Here is a 25,536-nt window from a genome sequence, read left to right as displayed (position 1 = left end):
GTTGACACCATGACACCTTCAACTTGGATAACTAGTTAACTCAGTCCGATTAAAAGCAGCCTGGGTATTGCCGACCTCTAACGAGCAAACCCGGATTATAGCGATTCACCTGGCTTGGATTCTTTGATCTTGCACTCGCATAATGAAGCACATAAGCCCGTCTTTGCCAGTCGGTCGTTTCATTATCTCCAGATCGATGCAGGAGAGTACCTGGGAAAAACACAGCTGATCCTTTCATCAAGCGGCATGGGACTTCAGCCTTTCCTTTAGCTGCTTGAACCTCTAAAAAATATGTTCGCTGACGCTCTTCCTCTGGCACATCATGAGGGTGAATGGGGTCTCGCTGACTTCCGGGAATGACATGAAGGCAACCGTTTTTTTCGTCTACGTCATCTAGAGCGATCCATACTCCTATTAACGTGTTTGGCTCTGTTTTAATATAATGTGAATCTTGATGATACGGCTGGCCGACTCCCAGTTTATTAGGCTTGTCAATATACATGCTTTGCAGGCATTTAATATCCGGTCCGAGTAAACCGTTCAGGATATCCGCAATTTTATCATGCATGGCATAGTAACGGAAAATCTCATCTGTGAGGTGCATATGGTGTCCAATCTTGAACAAATAGGCAGGATCGGGCTTATCGTTCGATACAAGCCCTTTTTTAATTGCCTCAGGCTCCATATAGATCCCGTTTTTTGAACCGAGCGGGACTTTTCCAGTAATCATGTTTACGGCGTTCGCGTTCAGTTCGTCGCATTCGGAATCCGTTAATATTTGCTCAATGATTAAAAATCCATGCTCACTGTAATGCTCCATTTGTTTGTCCGTTAGCTTCAATGCTTCAGTAAAATGAGTAGCCATCAGTACCGCCTCCAATGATTGTTCGAATGTAGTTCGCTTCTAGGCTTTTTCAAACGACCGCGTGCTCGATGCAGGTAGGCAGCGACGAGATTTGAGTAAGCAATTCCTTATCATTCATACCGCTCATATTGCCGAAGCAGATGGATGTTTGCCCCTACATAAAGACTCGGAAGAAGACCGGCTGCCATCAACTCCAGCTCGACATTTCCCGTTACGGATGCCGCAATGGGCTGATGCTCCAAGCAAAGCGAAGGCAGTTCATCCGGATGACCGGGCGTATACTCCCCTTGAGGAAAGTAATATAGCTCCATTCGCCGTTCAAACTGACCTTCGTCATGGATCTCACTCCCTCTTATTTTGCAATCCGTTCCTTTTCTTTACATAGCTGTTAATCCACCATCGACAAATATAGTGGTTCCCGTTACATAATCGGAGTCGTCACTTGCAAGAAACAGCGATACTCCTGCTAAATCTTCGGGCTCGCCCATTCTTCCCCAGGGAATCCGTTTCGTATTCTCTTCTCTTGCCCCGGGCTTCGCAAACTCTTCCCTGCTGATATCCGTGTCGATTACGCCTGCGCCGATCGAATTCACATTAATCTTGTACGCAGCGAGCTCAAGCGCCATACACTTCGTCATGATTTTAATCCCTCCTTTTGTCGTGGAATAATGGGTTAAATTCGGAGTCCCGACCTCTTCGGAGATCGAGGACATGTTAATGATTTTTCCGCCTTTTCCTTGCTTGATCATCTCTTGAGCCGCTCTTTGCGAGCTGAAGAATGTACCGAATAAATTAACGTCCCAGATTCTGCGAACCGTCTCGGGATCAACTTCCACAAACGGTTTGAAAACAGCGATTCCAGCATTATTCACGACAATGTTAACCTCTCCAAATTCCTCAAGAGTGCGGTCATAAAGCTGCTGAATTTGCTCGTAGCTCGATATGTCACACGGAACGGCAAGCGCATTTCCGCCTTGAGAAATAATCGTCTCCGCCACCTCTTTGCACAAATGCTCTTTCGTGCCCGAGATCACGACATTCGCTCCCTCTTTTCCAAAAGCCAGGGCTATCGCTCTTCCTATTCCACGCGTACTCCCAGTAACGATTGCGGTCTTACCTTGCAAGCGCTTCATTAAGCATTCCTCCGTTTTTTGGCGTCAGCACGATCTTACTATAAGGTGAGCGATTCTTGATCAGCATAGAAAAGGCGTCGGGACCATCCTTCAGATTCATGGTGCCTACCCAGTTATCGATTCTGATTCTACCATCCGCAAGCAGTTGAAGGGCTTGCTCAAAGTCTTGGTTGGTGTATGTGTAGGAACCGATAATGGAAATCTCCTGACGGACAAGATGATTAAGTGAAAGCGTTGTTTGATCGTGTCCTAGTCCGACCATAATGATTTTCCCGCCTGGATTGATGAAGCGCATACTTTGCTCGCGAGTAGACTGTACTCCCACGCAGTCTATAATCGTATCCACGCCTTGACCCCCAAACTGCTCCAAAAGCCGCTCTGCCGCAACTTCAGGTGTGGCGGTAACAGCCCCCCATTGCTCAGCGAAGCGCAATCGTTCGATCTGTTTGTCGATCACCATGACTTGATCCACTCCCATCGCTCGTGCCGCTTGTAAGGTCAGCAAGCCGATGGGGCCTGCTCCGAAAATTACGGCTCTCTGGATAGGTCCATTTTCTATTTTCAAGGCGTGTACACATACGGCAAGAGGCTCGACAAGCGAGGCTGTAATCGGATCTAGAGATAATGGAACCTTGTATACATTACGTAAAGGCACATTTACATATTCTGCGAATGCTCCCGGACGGTGGATGCCGATAATTTTACGTTCACGACAAATATTGAGCTTACCTTGGCGACACCGATCGCATATCCCGCAAGCGATTAGGGGATTGACAACCACTCGTTCTCCGATAAGCCCACTGTCAGTATCACTGCTTTCTACGATTCCGCAAAACTCATGTCCCATAATTAAAGGCGGTATTCTTATACTGCTGTGTCCGGAGTACCCTTCCAGTTCACTCCCGCATATGCCGACCGCTTCAATGCGAATCAGAACCTCATCTCTGCCTAAATGCGGTTTCGGCACGTCCTCCAAGTGCAATTGTTCGGGTCCTTTATAAACCAGCGCTTTCACAAGATCACCCCGTTTACAATATGTTTGGGCTTCTCTCCTGTAAACATTCTTCTTATTTCTAGCGCGGCATAGCGTTGGAGCTTGACTAATGAAGTCTCCGAATACCATGCGCAATGGCTGGTAAGCAAACATTGTTCATGCGACAAAAGTGGATGATTAGAGGGAATCGGTTCTTCTTCCAACACATCGAGAGCTGCGCCGGCTATGGTTCCGTCCTTCAGTGCGGATGCAAGATCGAGGGAGTTGACTACAGCGCCACGAGAGGTATTGATCAAATAAGCACTTCGTTTCATTCGCTCGAATGCAAATCTATTAAAGAGGTGCTTCGTATCTTTGTTGAGCGGAAGGTGAATCGAAATAAAGTCGCTGGCGGCTAGAAGTGTGTTCCATTCTACTCCCTCTACTCCGAATTGATTCAATACTTCCTTCTGTACAAAAGGATCATAAACGAGTACTTCCACTCCGAAAGCTTTCGCCCGTTTGGCCACAGCTCTTGCTATATTGCCGAAGCCGGCGAGTCCTAATTTTTTTCCGCTTAGCCCTTCAATCGGACGAAAAGGGGCAATTTCCCATACTCCATCATGAACCTGCCGGTTAATCCGAACAATTTTTCGGATTGAACCAAGTAAAAGGGCCATTGCATGATCAGCTACCTCGTCAATAGCATAATCCGGGACATTCACCACAGGGATTCCTTTCGCTTTCGCAGCAGCAAGGTCTACATTATCTACACCAATTCCATACCGAACGATGATTTTACACCGTATTAACTGGTCAATAACTCGTTTGGTCACCGGAGCCCATTGCGTTAGAATGGCATCGGCATGATGACATAATTCCTTAACTTCATCCTCCGTCTTGCACTGGGAAGAAACAACAGAAAAACCGATCGGCTCAAGGAGTGTCTTCTCCTCATTTAGATCCGGAAAGCCATAATCGGTTATCGCGACCTTATAACCCGTCATATATGGGCCTCCCGTTCCTCTAGCATAGCAAGAGCTCGAACTGGAGAGCCGTCTCTACCTCTAATTTTTAGCGGTGCAGCCATAAAAAAGAATCGATCGAAAGGGACGCTTTTCAAATTTGCCAGCCCCTCGACAATGACCATTTCCGCCCCTAGTAGAATATGGTGCACCTGTTCGTAATCAGCAGGATTCGGTGTAGGAACGTCCATTCCGATCATGCCTACCTTTTTGTCCGCCAGCCATTGAGCCAATTCGACAGTCATGTATGGAAAATCAGTAAAGTATTGCCGAGCAGGAAGCTGAAGGTCCCAATCCGTCCGATAGATGATCCGTGATCCAGGTAAAATATGCGGTTCGTACGGCAAAAAATCTTCAATGAGCAGAGGCTCTTTAGCACGTTTATAGGAGAGATCGATTAGGAGTACTTCTCCGATGCATTTGTTCAGATCAATTTGTTCAACGGTTTTACCGCCGTTTATAAAATGAAACGGAGCATCGAGATGAGTTCCCTGATGCGTACTCATGGAAAGCTGGGTCATGTTATACCCGATTGTATCGATCGTATTGTGAACGATAACCGCACACTTGGGGTCCCATGCAAAATTCGGAGCACCATGATAAATATCGACGGATAAGTCAACGAAATATCTCATATTTCTCGGCATCTCCTTCCGTATTAATAGCTGCCTGCAAAGTCATTTTCCGGTTTATTGCCTTTGAACTGGTCCATATATTCCTGCCTTCTTCGAACGGTTTCGTCAGCTTCTTCCATCGCTTTTCTCACATCTCCCCCATATATCGAATCCACCACCCACTTTTGACCATACCCGGCATGAGTCACTTCGTCCGCCCAATCGAAATCCTGAAAGGTTGTCATGAGAGGATCACGCACGATGTCACGGCAAAACTCCCATTCCTCCCGCTTCCCAGGCGGATATTTCATACCTGCCTTCTCAATGGCGATCGTTAAATGCGTATAGGTTTCCTCCAAATTAAAGATGTCAGCCGCCATATCATGCCACCCCACCCAGTTAGGGGAAACATATATATCCTCTCCCTTTACGCGAAGAGCCGCTTCACCGAACCAAGAGTGACGAACCTCATCCCAAAGGTGGCGTGCTGTATCATAGTAGAAGGCCCAGGGTTTGTTTTCCGATAAAAAATGTACGCGGGCGATTCCCTCCGCCGGAGACATTTCGAAAAAACGATGATATAGCATCGTTCGGAGCCGACCTTGCTCGGACTCCTCCAAATTCATCCCTTCGAATTTTAGCGTCGCTTTGCGGAACCGGATATCCCTTGTACTGCGTGCAGGCAAGATAAACTCCTCACGTTCTACAACAAATGATAAGTTCGGCTCCTCCCTCTCCCCAGTTCCATCTACGCGACCGGCCCGATTCAACAAATGGTCCAAATATGCTGCCCATCTCTCCGTTTCCCGAATATTCTCTTCGGAGAGTCCCTTCGACAATTCGGCAATTGCCGCTTCTCCCCATTCGAGTTGCCGTTCGCGATCGATCAGCTGATGGCGGAGCATATGAATGGAAGGTTCGTCAACGAGCGGCTGAGCTTCATTCATATATGACTTGACGGCGACAAGAAGGGCAGGCTTGATTATCCGAAAAAGCGCGAAAAGCAGCTCCATTGTAGTAGATGACTTTAATGCTTCGGTCATGACGACCTCAAGAGCGCTATCCGGACACTTATCAAAAGCAACTGAACTCTTCCGCAGCTGCTGACATCGATTGCGAAGTTGGTATGGTGCTCGGCATCCTGCCATAGGAGACGTCCGAGTGCCCCTTTCACTTCATATTCGGGTCTCGCAATCATATGTCCGGCTTCAATCTTCAAACAACACCTATCCAAATAGGCTATACGCTGCAACCTTCTGGCCGATTCCTCAACAGATAACCTGATACGGTCCCACTGCTTGATCTCCATAAAAGGCGATAAACCCATAAGCATCTTCCCTCCGGTTTCGGTTTTGAATCGTATTACGCGTCTCGACGATACTCATCTGCACTGCTAATGTGGAATTCCTTCGGCAGTCGGGCAAACTTCTCCGTAGGCGGCACACCTTGCGGATTATGGAAAAACTCGTCAGTGCCATTCACAAGATACGATTGAAAACGCGGCGCCTTTGAGAGGTCGCATTTCACGTTCGTTCCCGAATAGCGAATCGTCAGCCCTATACGCCATCGATCGGAATAGTTTGCGGGCGACCCGTGCACAATGGCGTCGTCATGCAGCGAAACCTGCCCAGCCTTAAGCTTTAGTGACTTGGCTTCCGCAGCATTGAAAGTCCCCTGCTCAAGCTCAAGCGCCAGAACGGAATCTCCACTTATGCTGCGATGTTTGATCAATCCGGCATTATGGCTCCCTGGAATGACCTCCATGGCACCGTTCTCCTCATCTACATCCGTAAAAGCTAGCCATACAGTTACTGTATTATGCGGATGAAGCGGCCAATAATAGGCGTCTTGATGCCATGCCACCGTATCAGACGACCCCGGCGCTTTTGCGAAAAACTGGGACCCCCATAAATAAAAGTTCGGCCCTAAAATCCCTTCCACATACGCCAAGATTTGCGGATGGGTGCAGATATCGTAGAGCCAAGTGCTCGACATGTGCCATTCTCGTATTTCCATCATTTTCTCGCCCGGCTCGAGCAGCTTCGTTAATTCTTGACGCTCCCGGTTTAGCTGCTGCATTTCGTCTTCTGAATAAACGGGAGCAAGATCGATGATATAACCGTTTTTATTGTAGAACTCTTTCTGCTCCTCGCTCAGCTGCTGAAGCTTCATGATCAATCCCTCCTATTAAGGTCAACTCGATTCTCCATTTTGCCGCGCTTTCCGGATCGACTTCCACGTCTATGCCTTTCGGTGCCTGAACCCGCATGACCGATTGGCCGTCCCTCTTTGACCAGGACGTAGTAATTCGTCCGAACGGCGTTGGAATCGAACCTTCCGCCCACTGCAGTTCGCACTCCGGAGGCTTCACGAGAATCCGTTTCCAGCCGTCTGCTTTACGTTCGATACCGAGTAGAAGCTCAGATAAAAAGTACCCTGGCGCTGCTGACCATGCATGCGCATGGCTACGCGGAAACGTAGCAAATGTCTCCCACGTCGTTGTCGCTCCAAAATCAATCATCCGGCCCCATTCCCGACGAATACCGTCCATAATTCGATCTGTAAGCCCGAGTTGTCTCCAAGCATCGTACAGATAGAAGGCGAAGAACGGCGTTCCCGTCTTCACCCAATGCTCGGGCGGATTCGCAAGCTTCTCTTCAATTATGGGTCGTTGTTTCTCCGAGATTGCCTTTGTCAAAAACAGAAGCACATGGGTTTGTATACTGCAAGTTGAAGATTTTTTCCCTGTTCGGTGGATCCCGTCGATAAACTCCCCTGCCGTCTCGTCGAACAGTTTGGTTTGCAATGTTCTTTGCAGTTCGGCAGCAAAGACTCGCATTTCCTTACATGTCTTTTCCTGTCCGAGCGTTTCTGCCATATTCGCCGCCAACTCATGGCAATAGGCAAGCAGAGCATTCTCTGCTGTCGATACCCCGATGGACGGCAAATCGATCGGTGCCCAGTCAAGCAGATGCCATGCGCTCATATCGAGCAGACCCTCTTCATTTAGAAAACTGCGATAAGTAGCCAAAGTTTCCGTAACTTCTGGAAAAAGATCTTGGAGAACGACAAGGTCCCCGCTCTCCGCCGTATACTCCGCAATCGCTGCAATCCAGCTGAACGTCCACATCGGAATGGCCGCCTGCCAGTCCGTCGGAAGTAACGCAGGAATAAGATTGCTTAGCCGCCGTGTACGTGGCACGAGCGTAAGGCAATGCCGAACCAGTTCGTATGAGCCGAACATTCGGTAATCGACCAAGGCGCTGACGCGGCAGTCCCCAACCCAAAACACCTGTTCATATGTCGGGCAATCAACGAATGTATCCTCCATACAAAGCTTCATGGTGCGGTGTGAAATGTCCCAAATTTCGTTCAACAGGGGATCCGAGCATCGAAATCCGCCGTGACCGGCTGCGGGATAATGGGACTGATGCAGCCGAATGCTGTAGAATCGTGCCTCCTGAGAAAGCCCGCGAATCGTGATGATCAAGTACCGGAAGCCCATTCGGGTGCTGCTCCGGAACGTCTGCCTTCCTTCCCGGGCTATATACCGATATGCATTATTGCAACCGGACGTATATTGGTTGGTCCCTTCGTGCCGATTCTCGAAGCCGTACACGTCAATGATGGTTCCTTTCGGCACATCCACCTCAAACTCAACATCTCCGATCGTCATCGCACCTAAATCAATTGTATATTCCATATCCCCGCTCGCAACGGGAGTCGGAACGATGGACGGGATTCCATACCCGTGAAGAAGATGCTCCGAATCACGAGTAACGGGAAGCGTTCGAACCGTTTGTTTGTTTTTGACAAGCGAATATATATGCTTGTTCCACATGACGTGGTCAGCAGGTACATCCGTGAACTGTTTCCGATATGCAGACAAATCCGCAAGAGATGCACAAGCCCCCACCGAAACGAGCAGAGGATGCTCACGATCGAGCCCCGTTTGCTTTTCGACCCCGCCGTAAATCGGCTGGATGCCGTCCGCTATCGGATGCCTCCGCTCGATCGGACCGAGCGTAGCGAAGGAAGCCCCCTCTTCTCCGTGTCCGAAAGGATGGACGAATCGGGCCACTCCTTCCAAATCCAATTCCATATGCGCGAAACCGTCGTTATGTACGGCAAATATCTCCATTAGAAAGAGATGGCTACCCGGTGAGATCGAAAGCTTATCGCCCGACTTATACCACTCGCCGCCGATGCGAAACCGTCCCTGCACCCCATTCCATGGCGTATGGGCAAAGCTAATGGTTCCTTCGGCACCGAGTGGCACCTCCAAGCAAGAGGCTACAAACCCCGAAAATACCTTTGCGTTCGAATCCCGTTCGCCGGGGAAAAAATTATCGCGCAGCCGCAGCGACAGAACGTTCGTTGGCTGAACTTCCGCTAACTCCAATATCCGCTTTGGCTGTACAATCTCCGTCGCAAACGGATAAATCGGTCGCTCGTGAAGCTTCCCCCACGGTAAACCGTCATGGCTCGCTACTATAACGGCTTGGTCCCAATCGGAATCATCGTATTCGGCTTCGATCCAAGCGCCCGGAGCCAAATTGGCATCGTAAATTTCCATCCAGCCGAGGTTGACGTTGCGTTTTACGGTCAATCGGTCATAGGCCTCGTTCAGCTTGCACTTCCAAGACTCGTCCGTCCCGATTGTCTCGGCGCCTTTTCCCGGTCCAAGCCGCAGTTCGGCGATCAAGCCGGCCTCGGCTTCAATATATTGATAATTCGAATGCCCGTAGTGCCAAACCTGAACTGCGATGCAGTTATCTCCGGTCTTAAGTAAATGCGCGATTTCATAGGAATCGTAGTACCAGTGCTCAGCAACGGAACGAATCGGCCCACTGCCGAGGAAATGTCCGTTCACCCAAACGCGAAAGCGCGAATCCCCCGAAATATGCAGCTGAGCGCTACGAGGCGTTTCGGAATCCAACTGAAGTGTCCGTCTAAAGCAAACCTGTTCGTTAATCGGCATGCGGTCGTGACCGTCTTTCCATATCCAGAAAGCATTATTAAACATGAAATGAGCCTCCTTGTGTAACTTCCATATCAAGCTAGCGAATCGATCCGCTCCATGCGCGCCACTTATGATTGGCTATTGCATATGTACCGGTGTGGAATTGGTAAGAAGACATCACTGGCGTCACAAACAAATCCTCGCCGTGGTAACGGACTCCGAGCCCGTTAATAAAGCCGAACGTTCCCGACGTTCCCGAATTCGAATTCGAGTCTCTCGTTTCCACATATGAAAAATCAGCATCGGTTTCGATGCTCCCGTAAGGAAGGCGGCTTTGCTCCCAAGAATATTTCGGATAATGAGGAGTGTCGATCAGTCCTTTATTTAAATCCAGCTTATAGGTAAATTCAATTTTTTTGCCGGAAACATTATATTCCAAAGCAAGCTGATCGTTCGCCCCAGAAAGCGCTGTCACTTTTGTTCTTCCGGCGATGTTCCGTGCGTCGCCATTTGCGGAAATAGGCGTAAGAACGGTAATGAAGCAGTTCATCTCTCCGGCACGAACGTGCCTGCTGTCCGTTTCATAAACCATGTGGCTCTCTCCGTAACAACGTCTGATCGACTCATAACCCATCGAACGGTCGCTTCCGGGAAATTCGATTAATAATGCCAGCTCTCGCCGGTTGATGAACGGCTGCGTGTCCCCAGGGAACCTGTGAATATGCTGCACCTGTCCGATATAGTAGTCATTTTCTGCCTCCAAAACCATGCCGGGATGCCACAAATTTACTGTGCTGATCGATTGATCGGTTTGCGATACTGTCCAGTCGACGATGATAAACGCTCCATCTTCTTTTACATACGTGATGGAGCGATCCCATACCATTTGACGGTACGGATCGTTCAAACGGGTCCTGCTATATTCGATTCCATCGAAGGTATGGAAATGCAGCAGCTCCGTCTCGACGCGTCTATATTTCCCATCGTCATGAATAAAGTCAAACATGCTCTGCCCCGGGTCAGGTTGTCCGCTGCGAAAGACAAGACGGTTGTGATAAATGTCTGCGCGGTATCTTCCGTTTGGCGCCCCATCCCGGTATCCCGACTCAGCAAGGAGGATGTTTTGCTCCTTTACCAGCATCAGAATGGAGTTTTCATCGGCATGGCCGTGATGCGCCTTTTCAGCGGGCGCGTTGATCGTGCGGCGAAGATATTCGCGCGAAGTAAAGGAATAATTGCCTTCATCCCGAAAATTATGGAGCAAATAGGTTGCGTCATCGTGTGAGCCATCGCGAAAGACGATTTTTTTCCCGATGACGTCATCCAAAAGAAGCTCGCTTTTCCACTCCGGCTTTACCGGCTCCAGCGTTTCGTCCGCCCACAAATAAGCATAGGCGAAGTAGCACGCCAAGAAAACGGACGGAGGACCTGCTTCCTGACTCATGGCATAATCCCGGATCTGCTTTGCGGCATACCTCATTTGCCCGCAACGATATTGGGCAGCGCCTTTTTCCAGACAGACAAACCAGAGAAACCAATTGCAGTTGAGATGTGAATCGCCGAAATCGGGGAGCAGCCCATAAGGAGTAATCGCGCGCGTAATAAAATCGAAATAATATTTCGTTTGCGGCCTAGAGTAATAGTCCGCTTCCTTTCCGGTATGCTCGGCATACGCGATGCAGGAAATAAGCCATAACGGCAAATAAAGCTCCGCGTCCTCGATTGACCATCGGCCGTACGATTCCTCCGCGAGCACATCACGCAGCTTTGCCCATTCCCTCGTTTCCTCTGTATCCCCTAAGGCGGATATGGCGAGCGATAATGCAAATACGCGCAGCATGGATCGGTTGTGGGCTCCCCACTCCGGGAAATGCATCATAAAGTTGATCGAGCTGCGGATCGAGTCCTCGATAAGTCTCGTCTCCTCTTCGCTTAACAGCTCCGACCCTTTCATGAATAGGTAACCCTGAATATAGTAATTTCCTTGAAACATCGTTTCGAAGGACGGAATTCCTTTTGCGTATTCCGGATGCCGGCCAGCAATTTCTTGGGGTACGATCTTCTTGAATTCATCGATGGCGAGCAGCATGCGTCTCGCCTGTTCCCCGTATTCGCGTTCGCCGGTAATATGATAGAGGAAGCCTTCCGCTTGCGCCTGAATCGGTATGTTTCCCGGTGGGATGTACATGCCCAGGAAGCGATCGGGCTCGAATGATTTTTTCCAGTTTTCGATGGACAGCTCATATTGCTTGCGTCCCTCCAGTACAGCCTCTTTGATATACGTCAAGTACGATTGTCGATTCATGTGCCAACTTCCTCTCTGCTTTTCAGTTATACCGTCGTTGTTCAGGACGTTTGTTCCGTCATAAAGCCGTCCTCTGATCCCATCATTCGGGCAGGTGCAATTGGGACCGGCTTCTCATCTGTTTTCGTATTCGTATCAACTGGAGTTCCAAATTTGGGGAGCGCATACGGCAGATGCGTTTGGCCACGCGCCAAGATATGATGCTGATTGGCGGCTTCCCCTTCGAAGGGGGCCCCATGATTCCAAGGCACCCACGATCTTGCATTGCTATAATGGCAAACAAAGGACCTTCTGAATCGGTCTTCCGATTGGTTTGGGTATGATCGATGAAATAAATGGCTGTGGAAGAATAACACGTCACCTTTCTCCAACTCGACTGGAACCTTATTGGGATACTGGGCGACTTTTTGGGAGAGCGTGTTGATCTCATCGTCTTGATGACTGGCATGTTCAATCGGATCGAGATTTTGAAAGGCTCCAAGCGAATGAACCGAGAAACTGGCTTTGCTGGGAGGATAAATTGGCTCGCAATGAGAACCAGGAGCCACCCAAAGGCAGCCATTCTCCACATCCGCTCTTTCGAGTGCGATCCATGCTCCGATCAGTGTCTCCGGATAAGTAGGAATGTAATAAGCATCCTGGTGCCATCCTTGCCCTCCTTGTCCGGGAGAATTGAAGAAATTCATCGACTGAAGCGCCAGAACATCAGGGCCGACCAAAGCTTCAATTACGTCTAAAACCCGAGGGTGCAAAAGTCCCCATTCCGCTGTTGGATGCGATCGGTGCAGCATATGGATTCGGGTAAAACGTCTCACCAGTTGGTCTATAGGTGTACCGGGCGCTACAGAGCCGAGCCCGGCAACCTCTTCCCGCCCATACAGAATATTGTCCGCCCACTGGCGCAGCTTGTCTGCATCATCGGAAGTTAACAGTGATTTGACAATTAAATATCCATTTCCGTGATAAAACTTATATTCCTCCACAGCCAGCCTGTAACGGTCTTGGCGGGATATTGTATTCGGTAAATAAGTCACTTCAACCATCCCCCCCCGCCCAGCAATTCATACATTGCTTGCGTGCAAATTACAGCGTGGCGCATCAAATCATCAATCGGCACAAACTCGTCGGGCTGATGCGCACGCGTATTTGTGCCCCGAAAACCGGGTCCGAAAGCAACGCCTCGATTTTGCAGCTTTCTCGCATATGTACCCCCTCCGATTGACAGCAGCTCTGCCTTCTCACCAGTAATGGCTTCGTAAGCCTTTGACAGCTTCTTGATCAAAGGATGATCCGCTGGAACATGAAGCGGCTCAAGATGCTGCAGCACCTCCACTTTTATCCCGTAAGCACCGGAAATGCGGCGTAGGGCTTCTATAACGGATGGTCCGTCTTCGGTTACCGGATACCGCAAGTTTAAAATAATAGAGCTTTCGTCACTTCCTACGTTCATTTGACCAAGATTGATGGTTAAACGCCCATGAACCGGATCGCTTTTGGCCAGCCCTAATGATTCTCCGAACGCTTCAAATCCTATTTTTTCTCGAACAAATCCAACGAACCTCATTAACTCTCCGGTCAGTGGAAGGTTACACAGTAGCTCAACCATTACAGAAACGGCATTTATGCCTGACGGCGGATAGGATCCATGACCGCTTCTCCCTCTGGCTTCCAGCAAAAACCTGCCATTCTCCGATCGGCATTCAATTCTCTCTGCAGATTTGGCCAGCCGATAGAAACGTTCCGTCTCCTCTGCATCAAGCGACGCCATATCGATTTCGGCATAACAGTGGTCGGGCACTACATTGGGAGCACTTCCGCCGAATAAAACGACGGGACCGCTGCAGTGAGCAACGGATAAACGAATGACATAAAATCCTTTTTCCGCATTGATGATCGGATAGGCGGCATCGGGTGTAAATCCGCAATCCGGAAGCGGCTCTTGAGCAAAATATTCGTCTAAATCGGTCATGCCATTTTCCTCGTTCGTGCCAAAAATAATCCGAAGCCTCTTTTTTGGTATTAATCCCGCATCTTGAATGGCTTTAAGTGAAAACAGAGCGGCAATGACCGCTCCTTTATTATCGGATGCTCCCCTTCCATAGATCCGGCCTTCCTGCATGACGGCCTGAAAAGGATCGAGGCTCCATCCGTCTCCTTCGGGTACGGTATCGACATGAACCAAAACCGCTGCAATTTCATCGCCTTCGCCGTACTCCGCATGACCTGCAAATCCGCCCACATTGCGAATCGTAAATCCCAGCTGTTCCGCAAGCCGCAGGACATATGTCAAAGCTGAATGTATGCCTTCGCCATAGGGCATTCCTTCCTTCGGATCGGCTATTACGCTTCGGATTCGAATCAGTTCGCATACGTGATATATAATCTCATCCTCGTAGTCCAAAACCCTCTGACCGAAAGTCATATGTTCCCTCCCGATTTCTCCGTTCTACTCCCGAGCTGTGGAGACCGGAATAACCTTCCCCTTCTCAAGCATCCACTGTTCCATATGCCGCTTAATCGATTCGAGGTTATGGCGCTGTTGATGAGGCATCGTTCTTGTAAAGGCTGCCGCTTGCTTCTCCCGCAGAGAGATACCGATCCTTTTGACATCATCCACAAACTCATTAACGGTTCTAAAATCTCCGTAATGACGCATCAACTGTTCCACCCATTTATGACCGAATGCTACGTGCAGCGTTTCATCGGCAAGGTCGAACCGAAGAAGCTCTACCGCTAAATCCGTCCCTCCCGCTTCACTCGCGAGTCTCTCCAAATAATCAGGCTTAACTTGAAAGCTGCCCGGCTCGTACCAACACGTAACTGCCGCATACCGCTCGTGAGGCTTCATTTGGATTGAGCTCATGTAAGTAGCGACCCATACTTCAAACTCCTCAGGAGAAAAACCTAAAGCGGTCATCAGCTTTAAGCCGAACTCGGAATGACGAGCCTCATCCCACGTATGGCGTGCAACGTCATAATAAAATTCCCATGGCATGCCTTTTACTTCATACAAAATCGGTGAGATGTATTCCGCCGCATCCAACTCGTTATACAACCAGACAGCAAGGGCGGCACGCTCGATTAAAGGATTTCCTTTTAAGTTTTGCGACCACAGATACCCTTCGATCGGATGCTCGTAAGAAAAGTACGAGTTCACAGATCGGTGCTGGCGCTCAGGAGGCTGATACGTATAACCCGCAAAGCGCCGTTTCGTTTCAACGCTCTCCACTCCCGTGATTCCGCATACGCCTCCTGCGATATGCAGTAAGGAACGTATATGCATAACCCATTGGGAGACATCTGATTCACCAGAGCAAACATTATCTTCATCCCGTATCTGCTGAAGCATGGCGCTACCTTCGACCATTTGTTTGTCGAGTGCGTTTATGATCTCTTTCAAAATACGGACAGACGGCCGGTCCGGCAATTCGACCGTCAAATGGATATAATCTTTGTATGCGCAACACAGGCCTGGCAAAAACACCGAATAGAGCGTTTCCAGAAAAGGCTCTTCGTCGGATGCAAAAAGCGCTTCCTCAATCACACTGTTCAGATGATCCTCAAGCGGCGCATCTGGTTTCGTACCTGGCAGCTCCAAGAGCCTCTTTCTCAAAGCGTTGAATTGCTCAGCCCACTCCCACAAGTGTCGGGCTGCCATATATTTGACTTCAGCGTGCCTCAACCTTGCAATCCAGGCTCCGGTCATTCCGATTAAGCTCCTATGAAAGGACGCCGCCCTGCGTAATTCGACCGCTTGCGGAATGCGTCTCAGCTCTTTCTTGCTTGCCCCCTGCCTTGCACCATCTGACATTCCGATTCCTCCGATTCGTTCGCTACTTGATTATCCGCTCATCTTCCACCGTGAAACGGTATCGTCCGGAACCGACATCCAGCAACCAAAAATCCGTTCCCTTCGTAACGAGCGCGATTTCATCCGACAAGCAAACATCTTTGTCGTTCTCAAACACCGTTTGACCCGAGCGCAGAGGGATGCGTACGGAAGCTGTCGTATTGGCAGGAATAAAGAGATCCAGTTGAAAGCATCCTTCCGAATTCTTCCATGCGCAGGAAATTGGTCCGTGTATCGACTCGTAAGTGCAGCGGACTTGTTCCAGTCCTCCCCCAATCCGTGGATGAATGCAGATCCGTTTGAAGCCCGGCTCTTCGTAATCGATTCCTCCGACATATCGATACAGCCATTCGCCTACCGAACCTAGAGCGTAATGATTCAACGAATTCATTCCTGCGCGTTGGAAGCCCTTCTCCTCCGTCCAACCGTCCCACCTTTCCCAGATGGTAGTAGCGCCTTGATGTACCGAATAAAGCCAGGAAGGAAAGGTCTCTTTCATCATAATTCGGAACGCGATATCCTGATGTCCGGTTTCCATAAGCAGCGGAAGCAAGAACCTGGTTCCGTGTATGCCGGTCGACAGGTGCCACTCCCTCTGCTCCAGCAAGAATAGGAGTCTGTTTATCGCAGACTGACGATTGCTTTCTGGCAACAAATCCATCGCTAATGCCATCACATAGGCAGTCTGGGTATCGCCTTTAATATGTCCTGAGGCATCGACAAACGCTTCAAGGAACGCATTCTTGATTTGGTGGTGAAGTTTTCCATATTCCTTTGCGTCCTCTAAGCGCCCAATCGTATCGGCAATTCGCGCCATCACCCCAGCGGTGTGGGCATAATAAGCCGTAGAAAATACATCATATGGAGTCGTGGATAAGGAAGATACATTGCGAAGCTCCGCCACCCCACCGCTTTCCGGGATCGAAAGCCAATCTCCGTATTGCGGCAAGTCTTTCCGAAGATTTTCGGGATGCATCACGCGAAGGAAGCCGATCCACCGAGTCATCGACTGATAATGCTCTTGAAGGATCCGCTTGTCACCATAAACCTGATACATCATCCACGGGACGAGGACGCCGGCATCCGCCCAACCTGCCGAAGCGGTGTGATCATAGGTCATATCCCCCCCGTGCTCTGTTTTCGCTCCTGGGATAAACGGGGCAAAATCGGTAAACGCACCGGTGGGGCGTTGGGCATCTGTTAAGTCGGTCAACCACTTTGTAAAAAATGAAGCTGCATCCATTTGATAGCAAGCTGTTCGGAAAAATAATTGAGCATCACCGGTCCAGCCATGACGTTCGTCACGCTGAGGGCAATCCGTCGGTACGCTTATGAAGTTACCACGCTGCGTCCATTCGATGTTACTGATCAACTGATTCAGTAAGGGATGCGACGTTTCTAAGGTACCAGCCTTCGACATATCAGTATGAATAACAATTCCGATTACATCATCGTTCATTAAAACTCCGTCAAAACCGGAAACCTCAACATACCGAAAGCCGTGTAAGGCGAAATGCGGCTCGAACCATGCAGCCTCACCACCGTTCATAATGTAGGTATCGGTTTGACGAGACAATCTCAAATTTTCCGTATATAACCCGCCGTTCGCATCCAACGCTTCTCCGTGACGCAGGCAGACCGTAACGCCGGATCCTCCAGACAATTGGATACGAACACGCCCGACCATATTTTGGCCCATATCGATGATGTAATTCCCATCAATCTTCCGTTCGATGGACTGCGGTCGGAGCTCACGAACGGGTTTGATAGGCGGACAGACTGCAGCTGATAGAAAGCCCTTGTAATCATAAAACGTATCTGCATGTTTCCAATGACGATCTTCAAAAGAGGATTCGTTCCACCCATCGATCGCAATCCGTGCGTCGAATCTTTCACCCATGTGGAAATCTGTAGCGATCAGAGGTCCGAACGATGCCCTCCATGACTCGTCAGTCGTCACCTTCTGCACGGATCCGTCGTCATATTCGATATTTAGCTGTACCAAAATCCTTGGATCCTTGCCGTATCGTTGGAAGCCGAACATTCCAATATATCCGGAATACCATCCGTGGCCGAGCAGGATGCCGACTCCATTCAACCCACCGGCTATATCTCCGGTAATCTCATAGGTTTGATATTGCAGGCGGATGTTATAATCCGTCCAGTCCGGAGCCAAAGAGCTGTCACCGATTCTACGGCCATTCACATAGAGCTCATAGGCACCGAGTGCGGCAGCGTGCAAAACTGCCCGACGTACCGGCTTTGTGACGGAAAATGCGCTCCTTAAGTATACCGCCGGCTTCGGTTCCGCATGAGTCGGTTGATGAGGGGATTTCAAGCCGATCCACTTGCCTAGCCATTCGCCCCGTTCAAGCAATCCCATTGACCAATGTGCTGGCTCACTCCAGTTTGAAGCATGACCTTCTTGGTCCCATACTTTGACCTTCCAGAAATATTCCTTACCTGATTCCAGATGCTCACCATTATATTCAATATGCTGGGAACGGTCCGACACGATCTTTCCCGTATCCCACATATCACCTTCATCCCTCAATAACGCTTCATGGCTTGATGCGACTATAATTCGATATGCCGTTTGAACGGACCTGCGTCTGATCGAATCGAGCCACCATCCGAGTCGGGGCCGCTGACGGTCGATTCCAAGAGGATCATTCAGATATTCCACTCGTAAATGGTATACACTTAGGTGCATCCCTGCTCCCCCTTTCGGATTCAATACTCCCGAGTTTTCAGTTCCTATTCTCTGGGGAGAAGGTCCATCGTTGCTCAATATTTCGCATAGTTTAAATCCATGGTGGCAAACCCGCAAAATTCGGGAAAGCTCTTAAGAACCTTGTCAATTTGCTCTTGGGTGTAGCCCATTTTGACTAGATGCATTCGTTTGACGGTTTCCGCTGCTTTGCCCGCCGCAACGAAATTTCCGGTATGTTCGAACAGCTTGGCGCCCCACCTTTGACCGAAGCCTACATGTAACCGTTCATCAGCAATATCATATTCGGACTGTATGGATGATAACGGATCGCCATGATCCATAAAGGCGGTGATCGATTTACGTTTTTTGATAAAAGAGCATGGCTCCATCACCATGGTCAAGCTGGAGTAAAATTCCGGAAACACCTGCTGCATCGTTTCGGGGGTCGGTATGGTCGGAGGATGCCAAGCAAAGTCTTCCGTTTGATACCCCCATTGCTTAAGCCGACGGACACCCATTTGGCTGTGCCTGACCTCATCCCATGTATGACGAGCGACATCTATGTAAAAATCAACTGGCATGCCCTGAACGGCGTAATACAGGTAGCAGAGACTTTCAGCAGCTGACATTTCACTGGCGTTGATAAACACCATATGTTTGACGCTATCGTACGTCGGTGATTTCGGATCGAACATTGCGCTCTTATATTTTTGCAGATCGACGAGCGGGTAGCGGGGATCGTGAGCCGCTTGAGAAGGTACGGGTCCGGCCGGCTGGCGGGAGGGATGCACAGGCCAATCCAGTATCTTCCCCGGCTCGGACTTTTCCAGTAAGGTCCACACATCATGCACATAACGGAGCCAATCTCGATAAGCCTCTCGACCTGCAGGATCATCGACACGAGCAAACTTCAAGTGTGGAGCCGCCCATCCCAGAAGCGTATCACGATCTACCAGGACATGCCGGATTCGATCGATAGTCGGAGCATCAAGAATTGGATCTAGTGACTCCATAAAGTCCTCATAACGACGGTTTAGCTTTGTTAGGAGAAAGTGATAGCCCGCTGCGAATTCCTCGAACGTTGGCGCAAAAGAGATTCTTTGGCAAGCTTCCCTAAGTCCTGGAGGCGTCAATGAGTGCTCACCGATGTCCGGACCGGGCAGCTCATGGATTCGTTCCTTCAGCAGCTTCATATGCTCTGTATGCAAATAGCCCATCCGAACGAGCTCGCCCTTTATCTCCCAATCGGGAACACTTGGCACCCAACCGATCGTCATCCGTGATAACTCGAATTCGAGCCAGAAGCACGGAAGCAATAAACGAGCGGTGTCGATCGGTCTTAGAAGAAATCCCTTATAAGCAGAATCAGCTTCAAGGAAGCTATAGTCGGTAACGTCAACTTCAATTTGTTTGGCCATAAGCCTTCACTCCTCTTTACAAGCTATTAAAAAAACGGAAGCGGAGAGTGCGGTCTGTCGGTGTCTTCCAATTGACGGTCAGGTTCTGCACATCGCGGTTTACCTTGTCGTTACGCGTGGAAACATCCATATGTTCAAGAGCTCCCGTCGAAATATGGATGGAATCCTCCTCCAACGTAAATGAAGCTTCACCTTCCGTCAGTTGTACAATCCCTGGGGCCGCTTCATGTAAACTCGAACCTGATATTTTCCCTTTCACGTCGAACATGCAAACGGCTTGCAAATAAATGTTTGGAATCGTCTCGGACACAACCCGGACATCCACACCGTTGTCCAGCAGAGTAATCTCCACCGCTATCGGCAAATGTTGGATATGCGTCTTCTCACGCAAATTGTTGGGCATATTGACGTATATTCCGTCCGTTCCTTCTGTCAAGTGCTTTGGCAGCGGATTCCAGTAACAGCCCTCTAGTTCAAGCTGCATGCGGTAAGTGTTCTCCCGGACTTGCTTGATCGAGGGGAATGCTACCGCTCCAATACCGAACCAACCGGCTCCCAGCTTTAGCCCGTGCATGACGGCCTTGCCGTATCGGATGTGTAGAAGCTCCGGTTGTCCTGCCATCGCTGTTACACTTATTTTGCCCTTCCGGTATCGAAGTACGGAAGCTCCATGCGGATGTTGAACCAGTTTACCAAGATACGGAACGTTCTTCGGCACCGGCACCTCGTTCTCTTCTCCTAGTAAGATCGTATATTCGTCAGAAAGCGGTCCCATCCATTCGGAGGCATTCATCTCCTCCGGATAAAGCATCCAGTACATCAAAGCATGAGATCCGCGCGGTGCAGTTTTATCAGCCACATCGGCCATTGCGCCGAATACAGTACTTTGATCATGTACCGCCATCAGACGGCAAACAACGTAATACCAGTCATTCATCAGCATGGTTTGCCCAAAATCCTGACGTCCGGAATACTCCGTAACGATGGAGTGATCCGGATGCAGCATGTACTGCATCATATTTAAATTGGAGCGAACTGCCGCAATGGCAGGCTCGTAATTGAAAATCAGTCCGACGTCAAATAAATGGATAGCGCATGCGCCGTTGTATATCGCATTACTCCGCTCCGTCCATTCGCCGTATTCCGTCAGATCGAAACCTTCATCTAAAAATTGAAAAGCGCGATTACGGAAAGCCTCATCGCCAAAAATCTCATACATTTTTGCGAGGGCCCCTGCCATTACCCAACGATGATTCGGCGTATGGATGCCGCCTTTCAGAAGACAAGGTTTCGCTCGTTCAAGGAAAAGATATAGAGACCCTTTTGCCCACTCAAGCTCTTTCATGCTGTACCGATCGGCTACTTGATAAAGTAAGGTGGTAAGGTGTGTAGTAAATGCCGTGTCCGGCGGGGAATCAATGTTACAATTGACAAGCGAAATGCAGCCGCTTTCAAGCTGGGTATCCAAAAAATTAATCAACGCTTCATTGATTTCGGGCAGCAAAGAAGAGTCCCGATAATAGATGGATTCAGAGTGCACATAAAGAGGCAGCATCAGGCAGGCGGAGCCGAGCCCGAGAGGCTCAGGGATTTTCCCAGCTACAACACTCTCCTGCCGCTTTCTCCGATACTCGCTTAATCGTTCATCTTGCAATTTAATGATCTCCTGTATCGTTTCCTTCGTGGAACGGTTCAATGGAATCAACTCCCGTAGCGGTTTAATGGTCCTCCCTAGTATAAATTTCGATGAAAGCGTTTCACATCATGCTATTTTGTTTTTTTATTAGGTTTCTTGCGTTTTTCGTTTACAGTTATTGACATGCTTTCGGACTCGGGATAACTTGGTAAAGAGAAACTGGATTGGAGGAAATTTGAATGGAGCAGGCGACAAAACAAATGTTTAAAACGTTGACGGAGCTTCCTGGAGCACCCGGCTTTGAGCACGAGGTGCGGCGGTTCCTTCGTGAGGAATTGGCGAAACATACCGAAGAGTTTGTGGAAGATCGTCTAGGGAGTTTATTCGGGGTTCTCCGAGGAAATCCGGCAGGTCCGCGAATTATGGCCGGTGGCCATATGGATGAAGTCGGCTTCATGTCGACGACAATCCTCGACAATGGCATGATCCGCTTTCAAGCTTTAGGCGGTTGGTGGAATCAGGTGCTGCTCGCCCAAAGGATGCAAATCATAACGTCCCGAGGTCCCGTTCTAGGAGTCATCGCTTCCACTCCTCGTCACCTGCTGGACGAAGCACAGCGAAGCAAGCCGGTGGAAATCACAGCGATGCTTCTCGATATAGGAGCGGACAATCGCGATCATGCGTTGAGTATGGGGGTTCGTCCGGGTCTGCCTATTGTACCCGTGAGCGAGTTCACACCATTGGGCAATGAGAAGAAGATATTGGCCAAGGCTTGGGATAACCGTTTTGGAGTCGGACTTGCTATCGATTTGATTCGAGAACTGAAATCTGATTCGCTGCCGAATACCCTGTATGCAGGTGCGACCGTACAGGAAGAAGTCGGCATGCGTGGAGCGCAAACCGCAGCCGCACTTATCGATCCGGATTTGTGCTATACATTAGAGGCGGGACCTGCCGGCGATGCCAGCGGTGATCCACATGCTCTAGGCCTCATCGGAAAAGGGGCCGTCGTTCGAATCCTTGACAGCTCGATCGTCCCGAACCGCACGTTAACGGAATTCATTCTTGATATTGCCGAAACCAACCAAATCCCTTATCAGTTTTTTATCTCGCCAGGAGCGACCGATGGAGGCAAAATTCATCTCCATGGACGAGGAGTTCCAACAGCTGTGCTTGGAATATGCGCCCGCTATATTCACACGTCCGCTTCCATGATCCATACGGATGATTATGACGCTGCCAAAGAGCTGCTTATAAAGCTGATTCGTGCATCAGACAAAACGATGTATGATACTGTCACATCGTTCGCTTAACTCACCACCTTTCCGCTTCCAGCAGGAAGCGGAAGGACTTTGTTAAAAAAGGCCTGCATCTTCCGGTTTCCCGGATGATGCAGGCCTTTTTTGGGGTATGATTATTTTTTCTTCATTTCAGCAATCTTGTCGGAAGCTTCTTTGTCATAGTCGCGTCCGCCGAGCTTAACCCAACCGTCGACCGTACTGGCCCATTCTTTCTCAAAGTCGGTTGCGATAATGGCTTTAGATAGCGCCTCATAGCCGTACTTGGTAAGATTCACAATATTCTTCTGAGCGACCGGACGCGGGCTGTCGATAAACGGTGTAGTTTTACCGAACTTCTCGAATTGATCATAGTGAGGAGCCAGTAATTCCGCATATTCAGGTGTAGTCGGAGCCTGTTTAAGAAGCTGTTCCTTGGTTGGAGCGCCCATGTAACCTTGCGTAAGCAGATTCAGGTCTCCGACGTACCAGTTGATTTCCTTCGCGTTCTTATCCGCATCGATTGGGAGTCGAAGACCACCGTCAACTTTGTAATGAACGCCTTCAATACCACTTTGGACAACGTTAATATGCTTCGCCATAAAGTTAAGGAATTTGACCGCCGATTCCGGATTTTTAGTCGTTTTCGGAATCATGTTGAACAATCCGAATATAGCCGCTTTCGGCATGTTCTGGCTTCCATCTTTTCGTTTGAGAGGCGCAAGTGTTACCCATTTGGCAGTAGGGACCGTTTTCCTTGTAGCCGTATTTAACGTCCACGGATCATCGTTGGAATCGACGAAGCCTGCTTGTCCAGATGTATACTGCTGTGTGTATTTCTGCGAGTTGACATCTGTAACAAACTCTTTGGAGATTAACCCCTCTTTGTAAACCTTATTCATGAAGGTGAAGTATTCCTTCCCTTCCGGAGTGTCCATAGCCGAATGGAACTGACCATTTACTAGATTGCCGTTCGGCATATAAAGGTCATAAGCTGGGCCATCGTTGTTCACGCCAGCTGCAAACATCGGACCGAAGAAAAATGCTTTTGCCCCTTGGTTGATAGCTGGAATTGCCCAAGGTACGACGTTATCCTTGCCGACCCCGCCAGGGTCCTTCTCCTTGAAAGCTTTAAGTGTAGTGTACAGTTCATCAAGCGTGGTCGGTGCTTTCATCCCAAGCTTATCGAGCCAATCTTGACGAATTTTCATGGATGATCCTACATCCTGATTCATGCGTTGGGCTGGAATCGCGTAGCGTTTGCCTTTATATGTACCTGCCGTGTCGAGAGCAGGCTTAATCAGCTTTTTGATGTCGGGACCGTATTTGTCCAGCAGCTCATCAAGCTGCCATACTCCCCCTTGCTCGGCATACTGAAATACCAAGTCGGCGTTGTAAGTGATCACGATATCTGGCGCCTCGCCGGAAGCCATCCACACGTTAAGCTTCTCCGTTTCCTGAGACCTCGGTAACGCGACGTATTCCACATCCAAATTGTCTTCTTTCAATGCGTTTTCTTGAATCCATTTTACGAGGACACTGTCGGTAATTTTCGTCCCATCGGGTGCGTTCGAGCGATCCCAGACTGAGACTCTTACCTTTTGAGGCTTTTCAGAAGCTTTGGTTGTAGCCTGTGGTGTAGTTCCTACGGTAGTGCTGGTAGCGGCATCATTGCTCTTCGAACAGCCTGCAAAAATAGTAGTGACCATGGTGAGTACCAAGCAAAGCTTAAGACCCTTCTTCATGCCTTATCCCCCTTTTAATAACAGGTTTAATATTAATGAGATTCCCCACACATATTGTCCAGGTATTCTCACTGCCTGTCAGCCTTTGATAGAGCCCATCATGGCTCCCTTGACGAAATACTTTTGCAGGAATGGATAAACGATAAGAATCGGTAATGTAGCGAATACGACTGTTGACGATTTCAGTGATTCCTCAATTACATGAAGTTGGTTTTGCTGCTGCAACGTTTCAAGAGAAGTATCCATTTGCGCGAGAAGCAGAATGTTCCTCAGTTTAACCTGCAAAGGGTAATAATCTGGATCATTGATGAAGAGAACTGCGCTGAAGAATGAGTTCCAATGGCCTACCGCATAAAACAATCCGATAGTCGCCATTGAAGCTGCCGAGAGCGGAAGGACGATTCGAACCAAGAAACGGATGTTGCCGCAGCCGTCAACGATTGCAGCTTCGCGCAATTCATCGGGGATGCTCTGGAAGAAGGTCCTCATAATAATGACGTTAAAGGTGCTGATTAATCCGGGAATCATGACCGACCATAGCGTATTCAGCATACCAAGTGCTTTTACCAGTAGAAAAAATGGAATCAAGCCGCCGCCGAACAGCATGGTAACAATCATATAGTTCATAAAAAGCGTACGTCCCTTCAGATCTCTTCTAGAGAGCGGATACGCGGTAATGATCGTAAACAACATATTTAGTGATGTTCCGACAACCGTAATATAAACGGTTACTAATAACGACCTTATGACTTGTTTATCGCTTATAACGGTCTTCATCGCATCCCATTGCCATTCAACGGGAAAAATAGAGACCAAACCCGTTTGGATCGCTCGGCTGCTGCTAAAAGCGTTAGCGACCGAATTGAGGAACGGAAACAGACAAATAAAAGTAAAAAAAATGAGTAAACTGTAGTTTAACACATTAAAGATGATCTCACCCGGCGTATACTTTTTGAGGGAAAGTCCCCTAAGTTTGTTGCTTACTATTGAATTCAAATGGCTGTCCTCCTCTCCAAAGC

20 protein-coding genes are annotated in these 25,536 nt (G+C 49.1%); 1 reads left to right on the top strand and 19 read right to left on the bottom strand.

Annotated elements, in window-relative coordinates:
* Positions 1-49 precede the first annotated feature (49 nt).
* From AC1DVJ_RS07010 to AC1DVJ_RS06930, 17 genes are all read right to left on the bottom strand, one after another.
* Complete coding sequence (locus AC1DVJ_RS07010) at positions 50-865, bottom strand: phytanoyl-CoA dioxygenase family protein (RefSeq protein WP_477589433.1); 816 nt, start codon at positions 863-865, stop codon at positions 50-52.
* Positions 866-975: 110 nt separating this feature from the next.
* Entirely contained in the window at positions 976-1,176 is a 201-nt protein-coding gene (locus AC1DVJ_RS07005; RefSeq protein WP_477589431.1) for a hypothetical protein, read from the bottom strand.
* Positions 1,177-1,242: 66 nt separating this feature from the next.
* Positions 1,243-1,998, bottom strand: coding sequence for an SDR family NAD(P)-dependent oxidoreductase (locus AC1DVJ_RS07000; protein ID WP_477589429.1), 756 nt, complete (start codon positions 1,996-1,998; stop codon positions 1,243-1,245).
* Complete coding sequence (locus tag AC1DVJ_RS06995) at positions 1,979-3,013, bottom strand: zinc-dependent alcohol dehydrogenase (RefSeq protein ID WP_477589428.1); 1,035 nt, start codon at positions 3,011-3,013, stop codon at positions 1,979-1,981. The genes AC1DVJ_RS07000 and AC1DVJ_RS06995 overlap by 20 nt, the downstream gene beginning before the upstream one ends.
* Positions 3,010-3,978 (bottom strand): C-terminal binding protein, encoded by a 969-nt coding sequence (locus tag AC1DVJ_RS06990; RefSeq protein WP_477589426.1) that lies wholly within the window; start codon positions 3,976-3,978, stop codon positions 3,010-3,012. The genes AC1DVJ_RS06995 and AC1DVJ_RS06990 overlap by 4 nt, the downstream gene beginning before the upstream one ends.
* Entirely contained in the window at positions 3,975-4,631 is a 657-nt protein-coding gene (locus AC1DVJ_RS06985; RefSeq protein WP_477589425.1) for a cyclase family protein, read from the bottom strand. The genes AC1DVJ_RS06990 and AC1DVJ_RS06985 overlap by 4 nt, the downstream gene beginning before the upstream one ends.
* Positions 4,632-4,654: 23 nt before the next feature.
* On the bottom strand, positions 4,655-5,653 hold the full coding sequence (locus AC1DVJ_RS06980; RefSeq protein WP_477589424.1) for a hypothetical protein: 999 nt from the start codon (positions 5,651-5,653) through the stop codon (positions 4,655-4,657).
* On the bottom strand, positions 5,650-5,937 hold the full coding sequence (locus AC1DVJ_RS06975) for a hypothetical protein (protein ID WP_477589423.1): 288 nt from the start codon (positions 5,935-5,937) through the stop codon (positions 5,650-5,652). The genes AC1DVJ_RS06980 and AC1DVJ_RS06975 overlap by 4 nt, the downstream gene beginning before the upstream one ends.
* A gap of 35 nt (positions 5,938-5,972) precedes the next feature.
* Entirely contained in the window at positions 5,973-6,782 is an 810-nt protein-coding gene (locus AC1DVJ_RS06970) for a phytanoyl-CoA dioxygenase family protein (RefSeq protein WP_477589421.1), read from the bottom strand.
* Positions 6,736-9,636 carry a family 78 glycoside hydrolase catalytic domain gene (locus AC1DVJ_RS06965; protein ID WP_477589419.1) on the bottom strand — a complete coding sequence of 967 codons (2,901 nt, stop codon included), beginning with the start codon at positions 9,634-9,636 and terminating at the stop codon, positions 6,736-6,738. Before AC1DVJ_RS06965 ends, AC1DVJ_RS06970 begins: the two co-directional genes overlap by 47 nt.
* Positions 9,637-9,670: 34 nt before the next feature.
* The gene (locus tag AC1DVJ_RS06960) at positions 9,671-11,878 is read right to left on the bottom strand and encodes a hypothetical protein (protein WP_477589418.1); all 2,208 of its coding nucleotides are present in this window, start codon (positions 11,876-11,878) and stop codon (positions 9,671-9,673) included.
* Between the two features lie 41 nt (positions 11,879-11,919).
* The gene (locus AC1DVJ_RS06955; protein ID WP_477589417.1) at positions 11,920-12,912 is read right to left on the bottom strand and encodes a phytanoyl-CoA dioxygenase family protein; all 993 of its coding nucleotides are present in this window, start codon (positions 12,910-12,912) and stop codon (positions 11,920-11,922) included.
* On the bottom strand, positions 12,909-14,300 hold the full coding sequence (pepV, locus tag AC1DVJ_RS06950) for a dipeptidase PepV (protein WP_477589416.1): 1,392 nt from the start codon (positions 14,298-14,300) through the stop codon (positions 12,909-12,911). Before pepV ends, AC1DVJ_RS06955 begins: the two co-directional genes overlap by 4 nt.
* Before the next feature lie 24 nt (positions 14,301-14,324).
* Positions 14,325-15,689, bottom strand: coding sequence for a DUF455 family protein (locus AC1DVJ_RS06945; protein WP_477589415.1), 1,365 nt, complete (start codon positions 15,687-15,689; stop codon positions 14,325-14,327).
* A 22-nt stretch (positions 15,690-15,711) separates the two neighbouring features.
* Complete coding sequence (locus AC1DVJ_RS06940; RefSeq protein ID WP_477589413.1) at positions 15,712-18,441, bottom strand: alpha-L-rhamnosidase; 2,730 nt, start codon at positions 18,439-18,441, stop codon at positions 15,712-15,714.
* A 74-nt stretch (positions 18,442-18,515) separates the two neighbouring features.
* Positions 18,516-19,859, bottom strand: a complete 1,344-nt coding sequence (locus tag AC1DVJ_RS06935; protein WP_477589412.1) for a DUF455 family protein — start codon at positions 19,857-19,859, stop codon at positions 18,516-18,518.
* A gap of 16 nt (positions 19,860-19,875) precedes the next feature.
* Positions 19,876-21,555: a hypothetical protein gene (locus AC1DVJ_RS06930; RefSeq protein WP_477589411.1), complete on the bottom strand. Its 1,680-nt coding sequence runs from the start codon at positions 21,553-21,555 to the stop codon at positions 19,876-19,878.
* Between the two features lie 179 nt (positions 21,556-21,734).
* Between AC1DVJ_RS06930 and AC1DVJ_RS06925 the strand changes: the two genes are divergently transcribed.
* A complete protein-coding gene (locus AC1DVJ_RS06925; RefSeq protein ID WP_477589409.1) occupies positions 21,735-22,808 on the top strand; it encodes a M42 family metallopeptidase in 1,074 nt (357 codons plus the stop codon).
* 101 nt (positions 22,809-22,909) lie between these two features.
* On the opposite strand, the gene AC1DVJ_RS06920 is transcribed toward AC1DVJ_RS06925, so the two are convergent.
* On the bottom strand, positions 22,910-24,517 hold the full coding sequence (locus AC1DVJ_RS06920; RefSeq protein WP_477589408.1) for an extracellular solute-binding protein: 1,608 nt from the start codon (positions 24,515-24,517) through the stop codon (positions 22,910-22,912).
* 78 nt (positions 24,518-24,595) lie between these two features.
* A complete protein-coding gene (locus AC1DVJ_RS06915; protein WP_477589406.1) occupies positions 24,596-25,513 on the bottom strand; it encodes a carbohydrate ABC transporter permease in 918 nt (305 codons plus the stop codon).
* Positions 25,514-25,536: the final 23 nt, after the last annotated feature.

The sequence above is a fragment of the Paenibacillus sp. P4_A9 genome, assembly GCF_056402415.1.
Note: the sequence above shows the minus strand (reverse complement) of the source record. Positions and strands in the feature narration are given on the sequence as shown.

Coding starts and splice junctions, on each gene's coding strand:
- AC1DVJ_RS07010 (WP_477589433.1), bottom strand. CDS start 865: ATGGCTACTCATTTTACTGAAGCATTGAAGCTAACGGACAAACAAATG.
- AC1DVJ_RS07005 (WP_477589431.1), bottom strand. CDS start 1,176: ATGGAGCTATATTACTTTCCTCAAGGGGAGTATACGCCCGGTCATCCG.
- AC1DVJ_RS07000 (WP_477589429.1), bottom strand. CDS start 1,998: ATGAAGCGCTTGCAAGGTAAGACCGCAATCGTTACTGGGAGTACGCGT.
- AC1DVJ_RS06990 (WP_477589426.1), bottom strand. CDS start 3,978: ATGACGGGTTATAAGGTCGCGATAACCGATTATGGCTTTCCGGATCTA.
- AC1DVJ_RS06985 (WP_477589425.1), bottom strand. CDS start 4,631: ATGAGATATTTCGTTGACTTATCCGTCGATATTTATCATGGTGCTCCG.
- AC1DVJ_RS06980 (WP_477589424.1), bottom strand. CDS start 5,653: ATGACCGAAGCATTAAAGTCATCTACTACAATGGAGCTGCTTTTCGCG.
- AC1DVJ_RS06975 (WP_477589423.1), bottom strand. CDS start 5,937: ATGGGTTTATCGCCTTTTATGGAGATCAAGCAGTGGGACCGTATCAGG.
- AC1DVJ_RS06970 (WP_477589421.1), bottom strand. CDS start 6,782: ATGAAGCTTCAGCAGCTGAGCGAGGAGCAGAAAGAGTTCTACAATAAA.
- AC1DVJ_RS06965 (WP_477589419.1), bottom strand. CDS start 9,636: ATGTTTAATAATGCTTTCTGGATATGGAAAGACGGTCACGACCGCATG.
- AC1DVJ_RS06960 (WP_477589418.1), bottom strand. CDS start 11,878: ATGAATCGACAATCGTACTTGACGTATATCAAAGAGGCTGTACTGGAG.
- pepV (WP_477589416.1), bottom strand. CDS start 14,300: ATGACTTTCGGTCAGAGGGTTTTGGACTACGAGGATGAGATTATATAT.
- AC1DVJ_RS06945 (WP_477589415.1), bottom strand. CDS start 15,689: ATGTCAGATGGTGCAAGGCAGGGGGCAAGCAAGAAAGAGCTGAGACGC.
- AC1DVJ_RS06940 (WP_477589413.1), bottom strand. CDS start 18,441: ATGCACCTAAGTGTATACCATTTACGAGTGGAATATCTGAATGATCCT.
- AC1DVJ_RS06935 (WP_477589412.1), bottom strand. CDS start 19,859: ATGGCCAAACAAATTGAAGTTGACGTTACCGACTATAGCTTCCTTGAA.
- AC1DVJ_RS06925 (WP_477589409.1), top strand. CDS start 21,735: ATGGAGCAGGCGACAAAACAAATGTTTAAAACGTTGACGGAGCTTCCT.
- AC1DVJ_RS06920 (WP_477589408.1), bottom strand. CDS start 24,517: ATGAAGAAGGGTCTTAAGCTTTGCTTGGTACTCACCATGGTCACTACT.